The organism is Ruegeria sp. HKCCD6157 (assembly GCF_013110685.1).
Classification (GTDB): domain Bacteria; phylum Pseudomonadota; class Alphaproteobacteria; order Rhodobacterales; family Rhodobacteraceae; genus Ruegeria.
Genome location: NZ_WVRB01000001.1, coordinates 1,931,610 through 1,949,360 on the forward strand (window position 1 = coordinate 1,931,610; position 17,751 = coordinate 1,949,360).

Genomic DNA, 17,751 nt, shown 5'->3' on the forward strand with positions numbered 1-17,751 from the left:
TGATCGGGCAGGCGTCCGAATTCAGACAAGTTTCGAGCGGAAAGGAACCCACGACATGACACAGGCACTGCGGCTGGGAATTGCGGGCTTGGGAACTGTCGGCGTGGGTGTCGTCAAGATTGTTCGCCGCCATGCAGATTTGCTGAAGGCGCGCACGGGCCGGTCGATTGAAATCGTGGCCGTATCGGCGCGGGATCCGAACAAGGACCGCGGTGTGAACCTGTCGGATTATGCCTGGGAAACCGACCCGGTTGCGCTGGCGAAACGTGACGATATCGATGTCTATGTCGAACTGATGGGCGGCGAAAACGGTCCGGCCAAGGCCTCGGTCGAAGCCGCGCTGGCCAGCGGCAAAGACGTCGTGACCGCCAACAAGGCATTGCTGGCCATTCACGGGCAGGAACTGGCCGAACAGGCCGAAGCTGCTGGCCGCGTCATCCGGTTTGAGGCCGCAGTCGCGGGCGGTATCCCCGTAATCAAATCCCTGACCGAAGGGCTGGCCGGAAACGAGATCACGCGCGTGATGGGCGTGATGAACGGCACCTGCAACTACATTCTGACCCGAATGCAATCGCAGCGTCAGGGCTATAACGCCCTTTTCGACGAATGCGCCGAACTTGGGTATCTTGAGGCCGACCCCAACCTGGATGTCGGTGGCATCGACGCCGCGCACAAACTGGCTTTGCTGGCCTCGATCGCTTTTGGCACCAAGCCCAATTTCGACGGGATTGAGATCGAAGGCATTCAGCAAATCAGCCTCGACGATATCGACCAGGCCGAGGATATGGGCTTTCGCATCAAACTACTGGGCGTGGCGCAGCGTACCGCGCGCGGGCTGGAACAGCGGATGCAGCCTTGCCTTGTGCCCAGCGACTCGCCCTTGGGGCAATTGGAAGGCGGCACCAACATGGTGGTGATCGAAGGCGACGCGGTTGAACAGGTTGTGCTGCGCGGCCCCGGTGCGGGTGAAGGCCCGACGGCCAGCGCCGTGATGGGCGACGTGTGCGATCTGGCACGCGGGCTGCAAATCCCGACCTTTGGCCGACCGGCCAAATCGCTTGAGGCTGCGGCCCCCGCCGTCACGGGCCTGCCTGCGCCTTATTATCTGCGGCTGGGTCTGCTGGATAAACCAGGCGCACTGGCCAAGGTTGCGGCCATTCTGGGCGATGCCGGCGTTTCGATAGACAGGATGCGCCAGTATGCCCATGCAGAAAGCACGGCGCCTGTGCTGATCGTTACCCACAAAACCACCCGTGCCGCGCTGGACGTCGCGCTGGACGGGTTCCGGGAAACGGATGTGGTTGCCGGTGCCCCCGTCGCGTTGCGGATTGAAGAGGTTTGAACTTGCGGCCTGCATGAAACGCAAGCTATGCCGATAGAAACGGCTTAAATGACCAGAGGATACATGACAATGAGTGCTGCCAAAACCGATTTCAACGACCGCCTGCTGTCTCTGGGGCTGGCAAGGGTGGCGGAACAGGCTGCGCTGGCCTCGGCTTCGCTGGTGGGGCGCGGTGACGAGAAAGCCGCCGACCAGGCTGCCGTGAATGCCATGCGCGAACAGCTGAACATGCTGGACATCGCTGGCGTCGTGGTGATCGGTGAAGGTGAACGCGACGAAGCTCCGATGCTTTATATCGGCGAAGAGGTCGGCACCGGAAACGGCCCCGGCGTGGACATCGCGCTGGACCCGCTGGAAGGCACAACGCTGACCGCAAAGGATATGCCCAACGCGCTGACCGTGATTGCCATGGGCCCGCGCGGCTCGATGCTGCATGCGCCGGACGTCTACATGGACAAGCTGGCTGTTGGTCCGGGCCTGCCCGAGGGTGTCGTCAATCTGGACATGTCTCCACGTGAACGGGTGGAAGCCTTGGCAAAGGCCAAGAACTGCAAGCCTGCGGACATCACCGTCTGCATTCTGGAACGTCCCCGTCACGAGGCGATGATCGCCGAAGTGCGCGAAACCGGAGCATCGATCCGCCTGATCACCGATGGTGACGTGGCGGGTGTCATGCATTGCGCAGAAAGCGAAGTGACCGGCATCGACATGTATATGGGCCAGGGTGGCGCCCCCGAAGGCGTACTTGCCGCTGCCGCGCTGAAATGCATGGGCGGACAGATCTTTGGTCGCCTGTTGTTCCGCAACGATGACGAGCGGGGCCGTGCTGCCAAGGCAGGCATCACCGATCTGGACCGGGTCTATTCGCGCGATGAGATGGTGACCGCGGATGTGATCTTTGCCGCAACGGGTGTAACCGGCGGTTCTCTGTTGCCGCGCATCAAGCGCGAGCCGGGTTGGGTGGAAACCACGACGCTGCTGATGCGTTCAAAGACCGGGTCCGTACGCCGCATGTCGTATCGCACCCCCACCTGGCCGCACGATAACGCCTGACGGCTTGCGCCGTTGCCTCCGGCGGGAGTATTTGGAAAAAGATGAAGAGGCCGGGTCCGAAAGGATCCGGCCTTGGTTCACAAGGGGCAGGCAATGGGTTTTCTTGGCGTAGAACAATCATTGACCGGGCGGCGCTGGGTTGGCCCGGAAGTCGAGCTGGAGCGAGCTGCCGAGATGATGACTCAACAGACCGACCTGCCGCGTGCGGTATGTCAGATTCTGGCCCGTCGTGGCGTGCCGGTCATGGAGGCACGCGGCTTTCTGGACCCCAAGCTCAAGGAGCTGCTGCCAGATCCCCGCGACATGAAGGACATGGAAACGGCGGCGGCGCGTTTTCTGGACGCCGTACGCCATCGCCAGAAAATCGCGGTGTTCGCGGACTACGATGTTGACGGCGGCTGTTCTGCCGCGCTGCTGCTGGTTTGGCTTCGACAGATGGGGTTGCAGGCGACGCTTTATGTGCCGGATCGGATTGATGAGGGATATGGTCCGAATGTTCCGGCAATGCGGGAACTGGCAACCAGCCACGACCTGATCATTTGCGTCGATTGCGGCACGCTCAGCCATGAACCGATTGCCGCGGCCACGGGGGCGGACGTGATTGTTCTGGATCACCACCTCGGCGGCGAAACCCTGCCGGACTGCGTTGCAGTCGTGAATCCCAACCGGCAGGATGAAAGCGGTGATCTGGGCTATTTCTGCGCGGCGGGTGTCGTGTTTCTGATGCTGGTCGAAGCAGGGCGCCAGCTGCGCGCGGCAGGCGCAAAGGGGCCTGACCTGATATCGATGCTGGATCTGGTGGCCCTGGCAACCGTGGCTGACGTTGCGCCTTTGATCGGCGCCAATCGCGCCCTGGTTCGACAAGGCCTTAAAGTGATGGCCCAAAGGCAGCGCCCCGGACTTGTCGCGCTGTCCGATGTCTCGCGCATGGATACGGCGCCCAACAGCTATCACCTGGGTTTTCTGCTTGGCCCCCGCGTGAACGCAGGCGGTCGCATCGGGCAGGCCGATCTGGGCGCCCGCCTGCTGAGCACGGATTCCCTGCACGAGGCACAGGCCCTGTCCGAACGTCTGGACGCGCTGAACACAGAACGCCGGGACATTGAAAACGCCGTGCGCGCCGCCGCGATGGAGCAGGCCGAGGGTCGCGGACTCGACGCACCGCTGGTCTGGGCCGCCGGTGAAGGCTGGCATCCGGGTGTGGTGGGCATCGTGGCGTCTCGTTTGAAGGAAACCGCCAACCGTCCGGCCATCGTGATCGGCTTTGAAGGTGATGAGGGCAAAGGCTCGGGGCGTTCGGTCTCGGACGTGGATCTGGGGGCATCGATCCAGCGGCTCGTGGCCGAAGGTTTGCTGGTCAAGGGTGGCGGTCACAAGATGGCCGCTGGACTTACCGTCATGCGCGACAAACTGGAACCTGCGATGGAACGCCTCAGCGAGTTGCTGGCAAAACAAGGTGCAGGTCAGGGCGGCCCTGCGGATATGAAGCTGGAAGGCGCCCTTATGCCGGCTGCCGCGACAGTGGATCTTGTCGAACAGATCGAACAGGCCGGACCGTTTGGCGCCGGAGCCCTTGCCCCGCGATACGCGCTTCCGGATCTTCAGGTGCGTTTTGCCAAACGTGTCGGGGAAACGCACCTGAAGTTGTCATTGTCCGATGGCATGGGTGGTGGGCTGGATGCGATTGCCTTTGGTGCCTTTGACGGTCCGATGGGCGAGAGACTGTCAAATCATGGTGGCGCACGCTTTCATTTTGCAGGCCGGCTTGAGGTGAACACCTGGGGCGGGCGGCAATCCGTGCAGCTCAGGCTCGAGGACGCGGCAGAGGCAAATTGACGTCTCGCTCGGGCGGCGCAAAAAACTTTCTCATCCCTGCGTTTTTCGGCTTGCGGGGGTCACGGTGAAACCGTAAAAGGCCCTCCACAAGCCAGCGTGGCCCGTTCGTCTATCGGTTAGGACGCCAGGTTTTCAACCTGGAAAGAGGGGTTCGATTCCCCTACGGGCTACCACTTGTGCTTGCGTCACTACCAAGTGGCCCGTTCGTCTATCGGTTAGGACGCCAGGTTTTCAACCTGGAAAGAGGGGTTCGATTCCCCTACGGGCTACCATTTTTCCTGATCAAACCCCGAACTTCTCGCGGCACAGGTTTTCGATCTTTTGCCAGGTGGATTTGTATTCGGGTGTGTTTTCTGCCGCGTAGTGAAAGTTTTTCATCAGCCCGGTCAGTTGCGTGAACACCTGCCTGACCTCGGCCTTGTCGACAAAGACCGCTTTGGATTGCGTCACATCGTACACAAGCTTGAACGTCTTTATCTGCCGTTCAAGCGGCACTGTCGCATCGACTGTGTCAAATGCGTCTTGTTGCAAGTATACCATATCGACGAACAAGGCTTTCTGTTGGGTTACAAAGTCGTCAATCGTGACGCCCTCTTCCCCAGTGACCTGCATCATCTGATCGACCTGTTCGCCTTTTTCGATCAGGGCCAACAGGGTGCGCACTTTGGCTGTCCACCCCGGCTCGGCGTTCCTGTCATACCAGTCGGACAATTGGTCAGCATACCGGGACCAGCTGAGCATCGGATCGACCGCTGGATAAAACCGCTTGTAGGCGCGTTCGGATGACAACCCTAGGAAACACTTGACCGTCGACAAGGTTGACTGGGTTACCGGCTCGTCAAAATTGCCGCCAGCAGGCGAAACCGTTCCGATCAGCGTCAGGCTGCCAAGATCCCCATCATTCGTTTTCAGCGCCCCGGCGCGTTCGTACAAACCCTTGATCGAGCTTTCCAGATAGGCCGGGAACCCCTCTTCGCCCGGAATTTCCTCGAGCTTGCCAGAGGTCTCGCGCATGGCTTGCGCCCACCGGCTGGTGCTGTCGGCAATCAACAAGACATCGTGGCCCATCTGGCGATAATACTCGCCCAACGTAATGCCGGTGAAGATCGACGCCTCGCGCGCGGCAACCGGCATGGATGACGTGTTGCAGATGATGATCGTCCGATCCATCAGGCTGCCGCCGGTGGATGGATCGGTCATCTTCGGAAATTCCTCGATGGTCTCGACCACCTCACCTGCACGTTCGCCGCAGGCCACAACGATCACGATATCAACCTTCGCGTTCCGTGCGATCAGGTTTTGCAGCACGGTCTTGCCCGCTCCGAACGGACCGGGAATACATGCGGTGCCGCCGCGCGCAATCGGAAAGAACGTGTCGATCAGTCGTTGCGACGTCAGAACCGGTTCCGTCGGATACAACCGTTCGGACAGCGCGCGCTTCAGTACATTTTCCGGTAGTGGTCGCCGAACCGGCCATTTCTGCGAAAGCGTCAGCGTATGCTCGCCACCGTCTTCGTCTTCCAGACGGGCCACGATGTCATGGATCGTGGCCGCGCCTTTTTGCACCCAGACCACCTTGTACGCGCCGGTCCAGTTGAACGGCAGCATGATCTTGTGGCTGAGATGGCCTTCGGGCACTGTTCCGATGTTGTCCCCGGCAGTGACCGTATCGCCCACCGTCACCGACGGCGTAAAGGACCATTTTACATGTTCATCCAAGGGCGCGACATCTGCGCCGCGCGGCAAGAAGGTTCCAAATTCGGCGGCCACCTTGGGCAAAGGCGATTGCAACCCGTCAAACACCTGCCCCAGCAGCCCCGGACCAAGCTCTACCGACAAAAGCTGACCTGATTGCTCCACCGGGTCGTCAACCGCCACCCCATCAGTGCTTTCATAGACCTGAACGTCCGCCATATCCCCACGTACGCGCAGCACTTCGCCTTTGAGCCTTTCCTGACGCCCACCGGGACCGGAACGCGAAGGCAATATGTAAACCACTTCGTTTTTGACCAGTTGACCGGGGTGGCCGGTCGTGTCCGAATTGGCTTGTATCCGCACAAGCCCTTCCTGAACCAGGACGACACGTGCGGTCGATGAGTGTTTGGCTGAGATTGGGGCTGTCATGCGCTTGCTCCCTCAAAATCGACTTCAGCGAAATCGGCCATGGCCTGTTGTGCCAGTTTCTCAAATCTCTTGGCGGCTTCCGCAGCGCTGCTTTGCGCCCAGCGGTCGAAGATGTTCCAGATCAGAACATAAATGGCGACCGCCTCGAAATCGAACATGTGACGAGCCGCGTGCCGCTTGAGCTGCTTGTGGCTTATCGACAAAAGCAGACGTTCCAGACCCAGCGGATCTTCGTTTTCCAGCAATTGGGTTGCCTCTTTGATCCAGGGCATGAGCCGTTCCATCCGAAAGCTGGGATCACTCCAATTGGCGGGAATGTGGCGGCTCCATCGTCCGACCCCGAATGGGCCTGAAGGCGCCGGTTCTCCGCGTTTTCTCAGGCGCAGCGCCGCAACAGCCGAGCGCAGTTCCATGCGTTCCATGAAGAGTTTGCGCAAGGTGGGCTGAGGGATGTCCACCATCGCTTGCTTGCAGCGCTGGATCGCCTGAGCGTCGGTGACATCCATGTCGTAGGCACTCCAGCTCAACGCGTGCTCGAGGATCTTCAGAACTTTGCTGTCCTTCGGTGTCAAAGCCGTCAATCGACGGTCCAGCCTGATACGTGACAGGGGCGGCTGCTTGGCAACGAACAACCGTTCCGAACCCGGCAGGCTGCACATCAACGCGATATAGGCGTCCTGTTTTGACATCTCAGCGGATGACCCCTTCCAGAACGGCGCGGAACCTGGGCTGCAAATGCTCCATCAACAGCGACGCCACCGCCTTGTCCGTCAGGTCCAGAACAACACCCTGTTCTTCTGCGCGGACGCGGATGCCTTCCTGCACGTCATCGGCTGCGTGCAGTTCGACATTCTCGCGCAGCATCTTCGCGGTCAGCCCAAGAACATATTTCGTCAGCTTGCCGGATTGAATGTCATCGGCATTTTGCTTGATGTCTTCCTGCGTGGCGACCCTGGCAGGCAGGATAACGGAAACCTTGCCGTCCAGGTTTGCACCTGTCCCGGCCCGGCCTACCACCTCGAGGATCATCTGCCTGAGAAGCTCGGGATCGGACATCTCTTTGGTTACAAGGCGTTCGACATCTGCCTTGAAGCGATCCGTCAGACCTGCCTTCATGGTCAGCACGGCATCCCGCATCGCCGTGTTCAATGCTTCTTCCCCGGCAGCCCTGTAATTGTCGGTCTCCGTGCGGGCTTTCTTTTTCAACTCCTCGGCTTCGCGCTTTGCCTCTGCCACGATGCGCGCGGCTTCGGTTTTTGCTTCTGCGCGCAACTTCTCGGCTTCGGCCTGACCAGCGGCAACCCCATCGTTGCGCAATTTGTCGATCAGCGCGTCAACCCCATGCGCAATCGTTCTGTTTTGTGCCATCAGCTGATCCCCGCACTGATGACCAACGCAAACACGAACGCAAACACCCCAAACCCTTCGATGATTGCGGCAGGGGCCAGAGCAAGGCCAAAAATCTCGGGCTTTTCCTTGGTCGCATTGATCGCAGCCGCACAGGCCCGACCTTGCCAGATGCCGCAATACATCAGCGCGATACCCGACAGGATGCCGATCCCGAACAGACCGCCCGCGTTTTCAGGTGTCACGTCGCGGTTCAGGGTAAACATGATGACGATCCCATAGATGACCATCGTTGAGGGAAACGCGGATACACCCACGAAACGGCCATAGCCGCCCTCGGTTTCCGTCATGGCCCCGATACTGGCCATTCCGGCGATCGAACACCCTATGGCGCTGGCCGCAGCCCCCAACGCCATTGGCGCATAAATACCCAGCCAACCCAGTGTAAGAACAAGCTCATTCATTCCTGAACCTCCTTGCGGGCAAATGGACGAAAGATGATGCCTTCATCCGGCAGACCCCATTTAAAGAATTCGATGTAATTGAGACGCAAACCGTGCACGACGCCGCTCATCATCGCGAGCGCGAAGTTCAAGACATGACCTATGATCAATATCAGCAGCCCAAACAGAATGCCCGGCCCCCTAAGGGCCTGCATGACCGACACCGCCAGATCATTGAACGTGATCGCCAGCGAGGCCGAGGCAAGGCCCAACGCGAAAAGACGCATATAGCTGAGAACATCGCCAAACGCGCCCATCGCCCCGGCAAGGCTTTGACCCCCTTCGATCAAACGCCAGATCCAGTCCATCGGCCTCTGGATGACCCGCTCGCTGGAAAACAGGACAATCGCCACGATGCCGGCGGTCAGGATAGCTGCGCCCGGCACCGGCGACTTGCCGTTCATGTGGCCGAGCCAAAGGACAAACCCGCCGATCAGGGCCGCAATCCAGCCCAGATTGGCAACCGCCTTGCGTTGCCCCCACGCCGCGCGGGCCGCAAGGGCGTTGGCCAGGACAAGGTGGATAACGCCAACGACGATCGAGACCATCATCATCGCGCCGAAATCGTTCAAATCCAGCACCTTGAGCCTTGCCCAAATTGAACCCGCAGCCGGTGAAACCCCGAAATAGCTGCCCACCATGACGCCGTAAAATATCGTAACAGCCGAGATGATCAGGCCGAACAGACGCCAGGATCTTTGACCAGCGGTGCGGTCCATCCGTCTCCAAAAGGCCAGCACCGCCAGCAGGATGACAGCACCGTAACCGGCATCCGCCACGATCATGGCAAAGAAAATCGCGAAGGACGCCGAGACGATGACGCTGGGGTCCCAGTCCTGATATCCGGGCACTTGATAGAACAGCGCCAGATCGACAGCGGCCCTGCGGTTCTCGGGCTGCTCCAGCAAGGTCGGAGGCGCGTCGCCCGGCCCCGGATCTTCAATCAAGACGGCCGAACCCTTGGCGTTCGCCATGGCAAGAACAGCATCCACCTGATCCACGGGAACCCACCCCTGCAAAGCAAACATTGCCTCTTCGTCGCGTACTTTCTGCGTTGCATGGGCAAGCTCGGCGGCACTTTCGGCGACGGACAGATTCCGGCGCATCAATGTCAGATAGCGCGTCATCGCCACGCGTTCGGCTTCCAACGCCTCGAGGGCGATCTCGGCCTCTTCCAACTGGGCCTCAAGCTCGTGTACCGGCAGCGAACCGACATGGGTTCGCGGAACAGGAAGAACGCCATCATCGGGTTCGTCAGGTGAAATCAGAACGGCATACAGGTACCGGTGGTCTTCCTCCAATATTGCCCAAGGAAGCTTGACCTCGGACAGGGCATCCCGGTGCTTCAGCGGCAGCTGATAGAACCACAGCCTGTTGCCAGCCAGCGCATCGGTCGGCGGAAAATCCAAATCCCCCCAGGGTCGCACCTGGGCGATGCGATGCGCCAGAAAGTCACGCCGGTCCATCGTATCCCGAACGCGCTGCATGAGGTCGGTCACCTCGCGCACGAAACGGTCCATGTCGAAATCGGGCGCACGCCGGACCTGGCGGCGCGGGTCAGGCACTTCTGCAAGGAAACGCAATGCCTTATACGCCTCTCTTGCACCGCGCTCACTGATCTTTTCCGGCTCTTTCGGTGTGGGAACAAGGGGCAAAACATGCATGCAGCCAAGAGCCTGAAGCGCCTCAAGCGTTTCCGCCTTTCGGGCAGCGGGCCCGATCAGAGACATCTTTTTCAGACGCGCAACGCTCATGTCAAAGCCTCCTGCGCGTGTTTGCGTTTCGAGATCTTTGACCGCACGACGGCCTGCATCTGTTCGTCGCTCAGGTAGATGCGGATTTTCTTGATGTTGGCCTTGGCGCGCGGGATCAGAACCTTTTCGAACAAGTTGACCCGCTGGGTAATGGTGGCCACCGCCTTGTCGAAGATGCGAACGCGTTCTTCGGCAATCTTCACCCGCACCCGCGCTTCGATGACGTCGTGCAGCAAAAGCGCAGCGGCATCGACCCAATGGGGCTTGGCCAAAACGGAATACGGGCGCACCGCCACTTCGATCCGATCAAGGTCAGGCAGTTTGACCCCTACCACATTGACCTCTTTGACCTTGTAGTCCTTGAGCGTGACCAGCCCATCCAGAGCGACACCCTGCTGGGCCAGCATCGGCAGCTTTTCACCAACCTGCTGCACCAGCGCCTGCACCATTTGCTCGAGGCGGTCGACCTCTTCCCGGGCCCGGACCCGTTCAGCCATCAACTGTTGTCGCTTCAGGTCCAGCGATGGCAGGAACCGTTCAAAGCTTTTCAGCTGTGTCTGCTCGCGCGCAAGCGACGATTTATTCAGCTGCAACCGCGCCATTGGCATCCTTCAGGAAATACTTATCGATCAATGCCTGCTTCATCAGCAACTGTTCCGGCGCAAAACACTCTGCCAGCGTCTTCCAACCCAGATCAAGCGCCTCTTCCAGCGGGATCGAAACATTGATGTCCATGAACCGAGACCGGAACAGGCCGCCGAATTTCAGCAATTGGTGATCATAGTCTGACAGGTCGAAGGCCATCGCTTGTTTTTGCGCGGCATCGCGGCTTTCAGAATAGAAACGGATCATCGTGTTCATGATCTGCCCATGATCTTCGCGGGTGGTCTTGCCGATCACGTTCTGCTTGAGGCGCGACAGGCTGCCGAACGGATCGATCACGCCAGAATGCAGATAGAACTGCCCTTCAGTGATATAGCCGGTGTTGTCAGGCACCGGGTGGGTCACGTCGTTTCCGGGCATGGTCGTGACGGTCAGAACCGTGACCGACCCGCCTTTGGCATAGTCACAGGCTTTTTCGTATCGGCGCGCAAGCTGCGAATACAGGTCCCCCATATAGCCGCGCTGAGATGGCACCCTTTCCTGACTGATGCCGACCTCTTTCATCGCGTCAGCATAGGCGGTCATGTCCGTCAGCAGGACCAGCACGCGTTTGCCCTCTTCCACAGCGAACTTCTCGGCCACTGCCAATGCCATGTCCGGCACCAGAAGACGTTCCACCAAAGGATCCATCGCCTGATTGACGAACATGACGGTACGCGAAAACACACCTGCATCTTCGAACGAGGTGCGAAACGTGTGGTAGTCGTCAAAAATCAACCCCAGCCCGCCAAAGATCACGATATCCGCGTCGGCCTGAATACCGATTCGGCTGAGGAACGCGTTGAACGGCTCGCCTGAAACCGAGAAGATCGGAATTTTCTGGCTCTCGACCAATGTGTTGAACACGTCGATCATCGGCACATCCGTGCGGATCATTCTGTTTGGAACCGCGCGTTCCGCCGGATTGACGGTCGGTCCGCCAATATCGATATGCGGTTCCGCAGACAGGTCGGGGCCTCCATCAATGGCCACACCGGCGCCATCAAACACGCGGCCCAGAATGTTGGCCGAATAAGGTGTCTGCATCGGGTGACCGAGAAAGGTTGCCGTTGCTTCGGTCGATATGCCCTTGGTGCCGGAAAACACCTGCAACGTGACGACATCCCGGTCGATGAAGATCGTCTGGGCCAGTGTTTTTCGGCCATCCACCGTCTCGATCACAGCGAGGTCGTTGAACCGGACAGCCGGCTCTCCTTTGTTCTGGATCGGAACCCGAACCTTGATTGTGTCCCCGACGATTTCCAGAACACGCGTGTACTTCAACAGACTTCGGGACATTGCCTATCCTCACTGTTCCAAGTCGTTTTTCGTAATTCGCGCCGCACGTCTCAGCGGTAATTTTTGCAATGACAATCCTAGCTTACAACGAATTCACAAATTGGCAAACGAGTTCAGCGCCACCTCTTCCGGGATGCCTGAACGTCAATTACTAAATTTTTAGTTTGACACATACGCAAGAAATCGCTGATGCTGTCCGTCATCCGGTTTCCGCCGGAGAACCATAATTTTGGGAGGAGACAGATGCGGAGACATCTACTTTCCGCAGTGGCGGCGGCTGCCGTCATTGCGGGGCACGGTCCTGCTTGGGCCGACGAAGCCGCAGCACAACGTTGGATCGACGACGAATTCCAGCCATCGACCTTGTCGAAAGACGAACAGATGGCCGAGATGCAGTGGTTCATCGAAGCTGCACAGCCTTACGCAGGTATGGAAATCAACGTCCTGTCCGAAGGTATCCCGACACATTCCTACGAATCCGAGGTGCTGACCAAGGCGTTCGAGGAAATCACCGGCATCAAGGTCAACCACCAGATTCTGGGTGAAGGTGAGGTGGTTCAGGCCGTTCAAACCCAAATGCAAACGGGTCGGAACCTGTATGACGGCTATGTCAACGACAGTGACCTGATCGGCACCCATTCGCGTTTGCAGCTGGCCTATCCGCTGACGGACATGATGGGCGGTGACTGGGCCGCGACGACTTCGCCGACGCTGGATCTGGATGACTTCATGGGCATTCAGTTCACCACCGGACCGGACGGCAAGCTGTATCAGCTGCCCGATCAGCAGTTTGCGAACCTTTACTGGTTCCGCAAGGACTGGTTTGATGATGAGGCGAACAAAGCCGCGTTCAAAGAAAAGTACGGCTATGATCTGGGCGTTCCGGTCAACTGGTCCGCGTATGAAGATATCGCCGAGTTCTTCACCAATGATGTGAAAGAAGTCGATGGTACCACGATCTACGGCCACATGGATTACGGCAAGCGCGCGCCCGACCTCGGATGGCGCATGACCGATGCCTGGCTGTCGATGGCCGGTGCCGGCGACAAGGGCGAACCGAACGGTGTGCCTGTCGACGAATGGGGCATCCGCATGGAAGCGGGCACCTGTAACCCTGTTGGCGCTTCGGTGTCGCGCGGTGGTGCTGCAAACGGTCCGGCCGCGGTCTATGCGATCCGGAAATGGGATGAATGGCTGCGGGCCTATGCGCCTCCGGGTGCCGCGTCTTATGACTTCTACCAATCACTGCCGGCACTTAGCCAGGGCAACGTGGCCCAGCAGATCTTCTGGTACACGGCCTTCACCGCCGACATGGTCAAGCCGAAGTCCGAAGGCAACAACACCGTGGATGACGAAGGCACGCCGCTGTGGCGGATGGCGCCCAGCCCGCACGGCCCCTATTGGGAAGAAGGCCAGAAGGTTGGCTACCAAGACGTGGGGTCCTGGACGTTCCTCAAATCGACCCCCTCGGATCGTGCCCAGGCAGCCTGGCTTTATGCCCAGTTCGTGACCTCCAAAACTGTCGATGTGAAGAAGTCCCATGTGGGTCTGACCTTCATCCGCGACAGCTCGGTCAATCACGAGTCTTTCACCGAACGCGCGCCCAAGCTGGGTGGTCTGGTCGAGTTCTACCGCTCACCTGACCGCGTGGCATGGTCGCCGACCGGCATCAACGTGCCGGACTATCCGAAGCTGGCCCAGATCTGGTGGCAGCAGATCGGTGACGTGAACTCGGGCGCCTTCACCCCGCAAGAGGCGATGGATCGTCTGGCAGAAGAGATGGACATCACCATGGCCCGAATGCAGGCCGCGGATGAAAGCGCCGGTGTCTACGGCGGCTGTGGTCCGCGCCTGAACGAGCCGCAGGACCCATCTTTCTGGCTGGAAAAGCCGGGTTCGCCCAAGGCCAAGCTTGAGAACGAAAAGCCGCAGGGCCAGACCGTCAACTATGACGAACTGGTTCAGCGCTGGCAGTCTAAGTAAGCCGTTGAAACCCGGGGGTGCCGCATCAGGCACCCCCACTTCAAGACCAGTGCATTGCACTGAAGGACCGGAACCCACGGACATGATCGAACTTCAAGACGCGACCAAAAGGGTCGGCAACGTCATCCATATCAAGCCCACAAACCTGACCCTTCAAACAGGCCACTTCAACGTGCTGCTGGGCGCGACGGGCTCGGGCAAGACCTCTCTGATCAAGATGATGGCTGGTCTGGACCCGATCGCCTCGGGCAAGGTCCTGATGGATGGGCAGGACGTCACACGGCTGAATACGCAGAAGCGAAAAATCAGCCTCGTGCACCAGTTCTTCGTGAACTACCCACATATGACCGTATTCGACAACATCGCCTCGCCCCTGCGTGTGGCAGGCATGGCGCAATCCGAGATCGAAGGCCGCGTGGAAGAGGCCGCCGACCTGCTGCAACTGCGCCCGATGCTGCACCGCCGCCCGCACGAACTGTCGGGGGGGCAACAACAACGTACCGCGCTGGCGCGTGCCATTGCCAAAGAAAGCCGCGCCGTGTTCCTTGACGAACCGCTGGCCAACCTCGACTACAAACTGCGTGAAGAACTGCGCGAGCAGCTGCCCGACCTGTTCGCAGGTCGCGGGGCCGTGGTGGTCTATGCCACGTCCGAGCCCGAAGAGGCGCTGCTGCTGGGCGGCTACACCGCCCTGATGGAAGATGGCCGCGTGACCCAGTTCGGGCCAACCGCTGACATCTATCGCAACCCCGAGAACATCGCCGCCGCGCGGGTCTTTTCGGACCCGCCGATCAATGTCGCACGCATCACCGTTTCCGCTGCGCAGGCGCAACTGGCCGGTGGAGGTGGCTGGGCCGTTACCGACATGGCCGACGGAGATTACATGGTCGCGGTGCGGCCGCATCGCGTGACGCCGTTCCGGACGTCTGACGCGGACGTGGAACTGACCGGCCGCGTGATCGTGACCGAGCTTTCGGGTTCGGATTCCAGCGCGCATTTTCGGCATGGCGAGGACGCCTGGGTGTCGCTGGCCGCCGGAGTCCATCCCTATCAGGTGGGCGAGGACCACACATTCTTCATGAACCCGGCCCATTGCCGGTATTTCGGCCAAGACGGCAAAAGGGTGGCCTGACATGGCACAGATCAAACTTTCGAACCTCCGCCACAGCTACATGCCGTCGCCAAAAGGCCCCGAGGATTATGCGCTGAAGGAAATCGACGTGACCTGGCGTGATGGCGGGGCCTATGCCCTGCTGGGCCCGTCGGGCTGCGGCAAGTCCACGCTGCTGAACATCATCTCGGGCCTGCTGACCCCGTCCGAAGGGCAGATCCTGTTCGACGACCGTGACGTGACCGCTCTGCCCCCTGATCAGCGCAACATCGCACAGGTGTTCCAGTTTCCGGTGATTTACGACACGATGACCGTGGGCGAGAACCTGGCCTTTCCGTTGAAGAACCGAGGCGTCGATCCGGCGACGATCAAGCGCCGCGTCGATGCGATCGCCGAGATGCTGGATGTCACCGACATGCTGAACACCCGTGCCAGCGGCCTCAGCCCGGACAACAAGCAGAAAATCTCGATGGGTCGCGGCCTGGTCCGCGACGACGTAAACGCGGTGATGTTCGATGAACCTCTGACCGTGATTGACCCGCATCTGAAATGGAAGCTGCGGTCCAAGCTGAAAGAACTGCACCAGCGCGTCAAGGCGACGATGATCTATGTCACCCACGACCAGACCGAGGCCCTGACCTTCGCGGACGAGGTCGTGGTGATGCAAGAGGGCGAAGTGGTGCAGATCGGCACCCCGGTGGAGCTGTTCGAGCGCCCCCAGCACACGTTCGTGGGCCATTTCATCGGCTCGCCCGGTATGAACGTGCTGCCCTGCAAGGCGCGCGGCGACCGCGCCCTGTTCGAAGGGCACGAAGTCATGCTGGAAGGTCCCATTCACGGTGATTGCGGCCGTACCGATCTGGGTATTCGCCCGGAATATGTCGGCTTCGGCGAGACCGGCATCCCGGCGCATGTGACCAAGGTTTCCGACATCGGTCGCCACTTTGTGGTCAGCGCGATGGTCGGCAATACCGCCCTCAAGGCCGTGACCGAACACAGCGTGCCCGAACCCGGATCACAGGTTTTCCTGCAATTCAAACCCGAACAATCCCGCGTCTACCGCGACGGCTGGATCGCAACGGAGGAGCGGGCCCAATGAGAACAGAAAATCAAAAAGCGTGGTTCTTTGTCCTGCCCGTGCTGGCACTGGTCGCGTTCAACGCGTTGGTGCCGATGATGACAGTGGTCAACTATTCGGTGCAGGAAACCTTTGGTAACAACCAGTTTTTCTGGGAAGGCCTGGGTTGGTTCGAACAGATCCTGCGGTCGGACCGGTTTCAGGCCGCACTTGGACGACAGTTCCTGTTTACTTTCCTGATCCTGATCATCGAAGTGCCTCTTGGCATCATCGTGGCCCTGTCGATGCCGCGCAAAGGATTCTGGGTGCCTGTCTGTCTGGTGCTGATGGCCCTGCCGATGCTGATCCCGTGGAACGTCGTTGGGTCCATGTGGAACATCTTCACCCTGCCCAAAATCGGTCTGTTGGGATATTTCCTGAATGACGTTCTGGGCATCAACTATGACATGACGCAACAGCCGCTTTCGGCCTGGATCACCGTCATCGTTATGGATGTCTGGCACTGGACGTCTCTGGTCGTGTTGCTGTGCTATGCAGGCCTCGTGTCGATCCCGGATGCCTATTATCAGGCGGCCAAGATCGACGGGGCAAGCCCTTGGTCGGTGTTCCGCTACATCCAGCTGCCCAAGATGAAGACGGTTCTGACGATCGCGGTCCTGCTGCGGTTCATGGACAGTTTCAACATCTATACAGAGCCCTTCGTGCTGACCGGGGGTGGGCCCGGCAACTCGACCACCCTGCTGTCGATCGATCTGGTGAAGATCGCGCTGGGGCAGTTCGACCTTGGCCCTGCGGCTGCGATGAGTCTGATCTATTTCGCTATCACGCTGCTGGTTTCGTGGCTCTTCTACACTCTGATGACAAAGGATGACGCGCAATGAAGAAGCGGTCTCTCATCCCAATCCTCTATATCGCGTTCCTGATGCTGCCGATCTATTGGCTGGTGGCAATGTCCTTCAAGACCACGAACGAAATCCTGTCGGGCTTTTCCCTGTTCCCCCAGACCTTTACGCTGGAGAATTACATCACCATCTTCACGGACCCGACGTGGTATTGGGGCTATATCAACTCGATCACCTATGTGACGTTGAATACGGTGCTTTCGGTCAGCGTCGCCTTGCCCGCTGCCTATGCGTTTTCTCGCTATCGGTTTCTGGGTGACAAGCAGCTGTTCTTCTGGTTGCTGACCAACCGGATGGCCCCGGCAGCGGTCTTCGCCTTGCCGTTCTTCCAGCTCTATTCTTCGATCGGCCTGTTCGACACGCATCTGGCTGTGGCGCTGGCGCATACATTGTTCAACGTGCCGCTGGCAGTTTGGATTTTGGAAGGCTTCATGCGGGGAATTCCAAAAGAGCTGGATGAAACCGCCTATGTCGACGGCTATTCCTTCCCGCGTTTCTTCGTGACGATCTTCCTGCCCAATATCAAAGCGGGCGTGGGCGTGGCGGCCTTCTTCTGTTTCATGTTCTCGTGGGTGGAAATGCTGCTGGCCAAGACCCTGACCGCGGTCGAGGCCAAACCCATCGCCGCCGTGATGACCCGCACCGCGTCCAGTGCCGGCTATGAATTGGGCCTGCTGGCCGCCGCCGGCACCCTGACCATCATCCCCGGCGCCATCGTCATCTGGTTTGTCCGCAACTACATCGCGCGTGGTTTCGCGATGGGACGTGTGTGAGGTT

At 59.4% G+C, this 17,751-nt stretch carries 15 protein-coding genes and 2 tRNA genes; 10 read left to right on the top strand and 7 right to left on the bottom strand.

Annotated elements, in window-relative coordinates; translation table 11 throughout:
* Positions 1-55 precede the first annotated feature (55 nt).
* From GS612_RS09335 to GS612_RS09355, 5 genes are all read left to right on the top strand, one after another.
* Complete coding sequence (locus GS612_RS09335; RefSeq protein ID WP_171639742.1) at positions 56-1,342, top strand: homoserine dehydrogenase; 1,287 nt, start codon at positions 56-58, stop codon at positions 1,340-1,342.
* A 69-nt stretch (positions 1,343-1,411) separates the two neighbouring features.
* Complete coding sequence (gene glpX / locus GS612_RS09340) at positions 1,412-2,395, top strand: class II fructose-bisphosphatase (protein WP_171228463.1); 984 nt, start codon at positions 1,412-1,414, stop codon at positions 2,393-2,395.
* A gap of 93 nt (positions 2,396-2,488) precedes the next feature.
* Positions 2,489-4,231, top strand: coding sequence for a single-stranded-DNA-specific exonuclease RecJ (gene recJ, locus GS612_RS09345; protein ID WP_171639743.1), 1,743 nt, complete (start codon positions 2,489-2,491; stop codon positions 4,229-4,231).
* Between the two features lie 98 nt (positions 4,232-4,329).
* Positions 4,330-4,404: transfer RNA gene (locus tag GS612_RS09350), tRNA-Glu, on the top strand.
* Positions 4,405-4,428: 24 nt separating this feature from the next.
* Positions 4,429-4,503 (top strand) — tRNA-Glu (locus GS612_RS09355).
* Between the two features lie 10 nt (positions 4,504-4,513).
* Here GS612_RS09355 and GS612_RS09360 read toward each other — a convergent pair.
* Genes GS612_RS09360 through GS612_RS09390 form a run of 7 tightly spaced genes read right to left on the bottom strand, consistent with a single transcriptional unit; the run spans position 4,514 to position 11,900 of the window.
* The gene (locus GS612_RS09360) at positions 4,514-6,355 is read right to left on the bottom strand and encodes a V-type ATP synthase subunit A (protein WP_171639744.1); all 1,842 of its coding nucleotides are present in this window, start codon (positions 6,353-6,355) and stop codon (positions 4,514-4,516) included.
* Positions 6,352-7,044, bottom strand: a complete 693-nt coding sequence (locus tag GS612_RS09365; protein ID WP_171639745.1) for a hypothetical protein — start codon at positions 7,042-7,044, stop codon at positions 6,352-6,354. Before GS612_RS09365 ends, GS612_RS09360 begins: the two co-directional genes overlap by 4 nt.
* Position 7,045: 1 nt before the next feature.
* Positions 7,046-7,723, bottom strand: coding sequence for a hypothetical protein (locus GS612_RS09370; RefSeq protein WP_171639746.1), 678 nt, complete (start codon positions 7,721-7,723; stop codon positions 7,046-7,048).
* The gene (locus GS612_RS09375) at positions 7,723-8,166 is read right to left on the bottom strand and encodes an ATP synthase subunit C (RefSeq protein ID WP_152457528.1); all 444 of its coding nucleotides are present in this window, start codon (positions 8,164-8,166) and stop codon (positions 7,723-7,725) included. The genes GS612_RS09370 and GS612_RS09375 overlap by 1 nt, the downstream gene beginning before the upstream one ends.
* Positions 8,163-9,959, bottom strand: coding sequence for a V-type ATP synthase subunit I (locus tag GS612_RS09380; RefSeq protein WP_171639747.1), 1,797 nt, complete (start codon positions 9,957-9,959; stop codon positions 8,163-8,165). The genes GS612_RS09375 and GS612_RS09380 overlap by 4 nt, the downstream gene beginning before the upstream one ends.
* Positions 9,956-10,561 carry a V-type ATP synthase subunit D gene (locus GS612_RS09385; RefSeq protein WP_171639748.1) on the bottom strand — a complete coding sequence of 202 codons (606 nt, stop codon included), beginning with the start codon at positions 10,559-10,561 and terminating at the stop codon, positions 9,956-9,958. The genes GS612_RS09380 and GS612_RS09385 overlap by 4 nt, the downstream gene beginning before the upstream one ends.
* Positions 10,539-11,900 (bottom strand): V-type ATP synthase subunit B, encoded by a 1,362-nt coding sequence (locus GS612_RS09390; RefSeq protein ID WP_171639749.1) that lies wholly within the window; start codon positions 11,898-11,900, stop codon positions 10,539-10,541. Before GS612_RS09390 ends, GS612_RS09385 begins: the two co-directional genes overlap by 23 nt.
* 243 nt (positions 11,901-12,143) lie before the next feature.
* On the opposite strand from GS612_RS09390, the gene GS612_RS09395 reads away from it, so the two are divergent.
* The 5 genes from GS612_RS09395 (at position 12,144) to GS612_RS09415 (ending at position 17,747) form a co-directional block, all read left to right on the top strand.
* On the top strand, positions 12,144-13,883 hold the full coding sequence (locus tag GS612_RS09395; RefSeq protein WP_152457524.1) for an ABC transporter substrate-binding protein: 1,740 nt from the start codon (positions 12,144-12,146) through the stop codon (positions 13,881-13,883).
* Positions 13,884-13,965: 82 nt separating this feature from the next.
* Complete coding sequence (locus GS612_RS09400; protein WP_152457523.1) at positions 13,966-15,015, top strand: ABC transporter ATP-binding protein; 1,050 nt, start codon at positions 13,966-13,968, stop codon at positions 15,013-15,015.
* 1 nt (position 15,016) lies between these two features.
* Positions 15,017-16,093: an ABC transporter ATP-binding protein gene (locus GS612_RS09405; protein ID WP_171639750.1), complete on the top strand. Its 1,077-nt coding sequence runs from the start codon at positions 15,017-15,019 to the stop codon at positions 16,091-16,093.
* The gene (locus tag GS612_RS09410; protein WP_152457521.1) at positions 16,090-16,953 is read left to right on the top strand and encodes a carbohydrate ABC transporter permease; all 864 of its coding nucleotides are present in this window, start codon (positions 16,090-16,092) and stop codon (positions 16,951-16,953) included. The genes GS612_RS09405 and GS612_RS09410 overlap by 4 nt, the downstream gene beginning before the upstream one ends.
* The gene (locus GS612_RS09415; RefSeq protein WP_152457520.1) at positions 16,950-17,747 is read left to right on the top strand and encodes a carbohydrate ABC transporter permease; all 798 of its coding nucleotides are present in this window, start codon (positions 16,950-16,952) and stop codon (positions 17,745-17,747) included. Before GS612_RS09410 ends, GS612_RS09415 begins: the two co-directional genes overlap by 4 nt.
* The last annotated feature ends 4 nt before the right edge of the window (positions 17,748-17,751 follow it).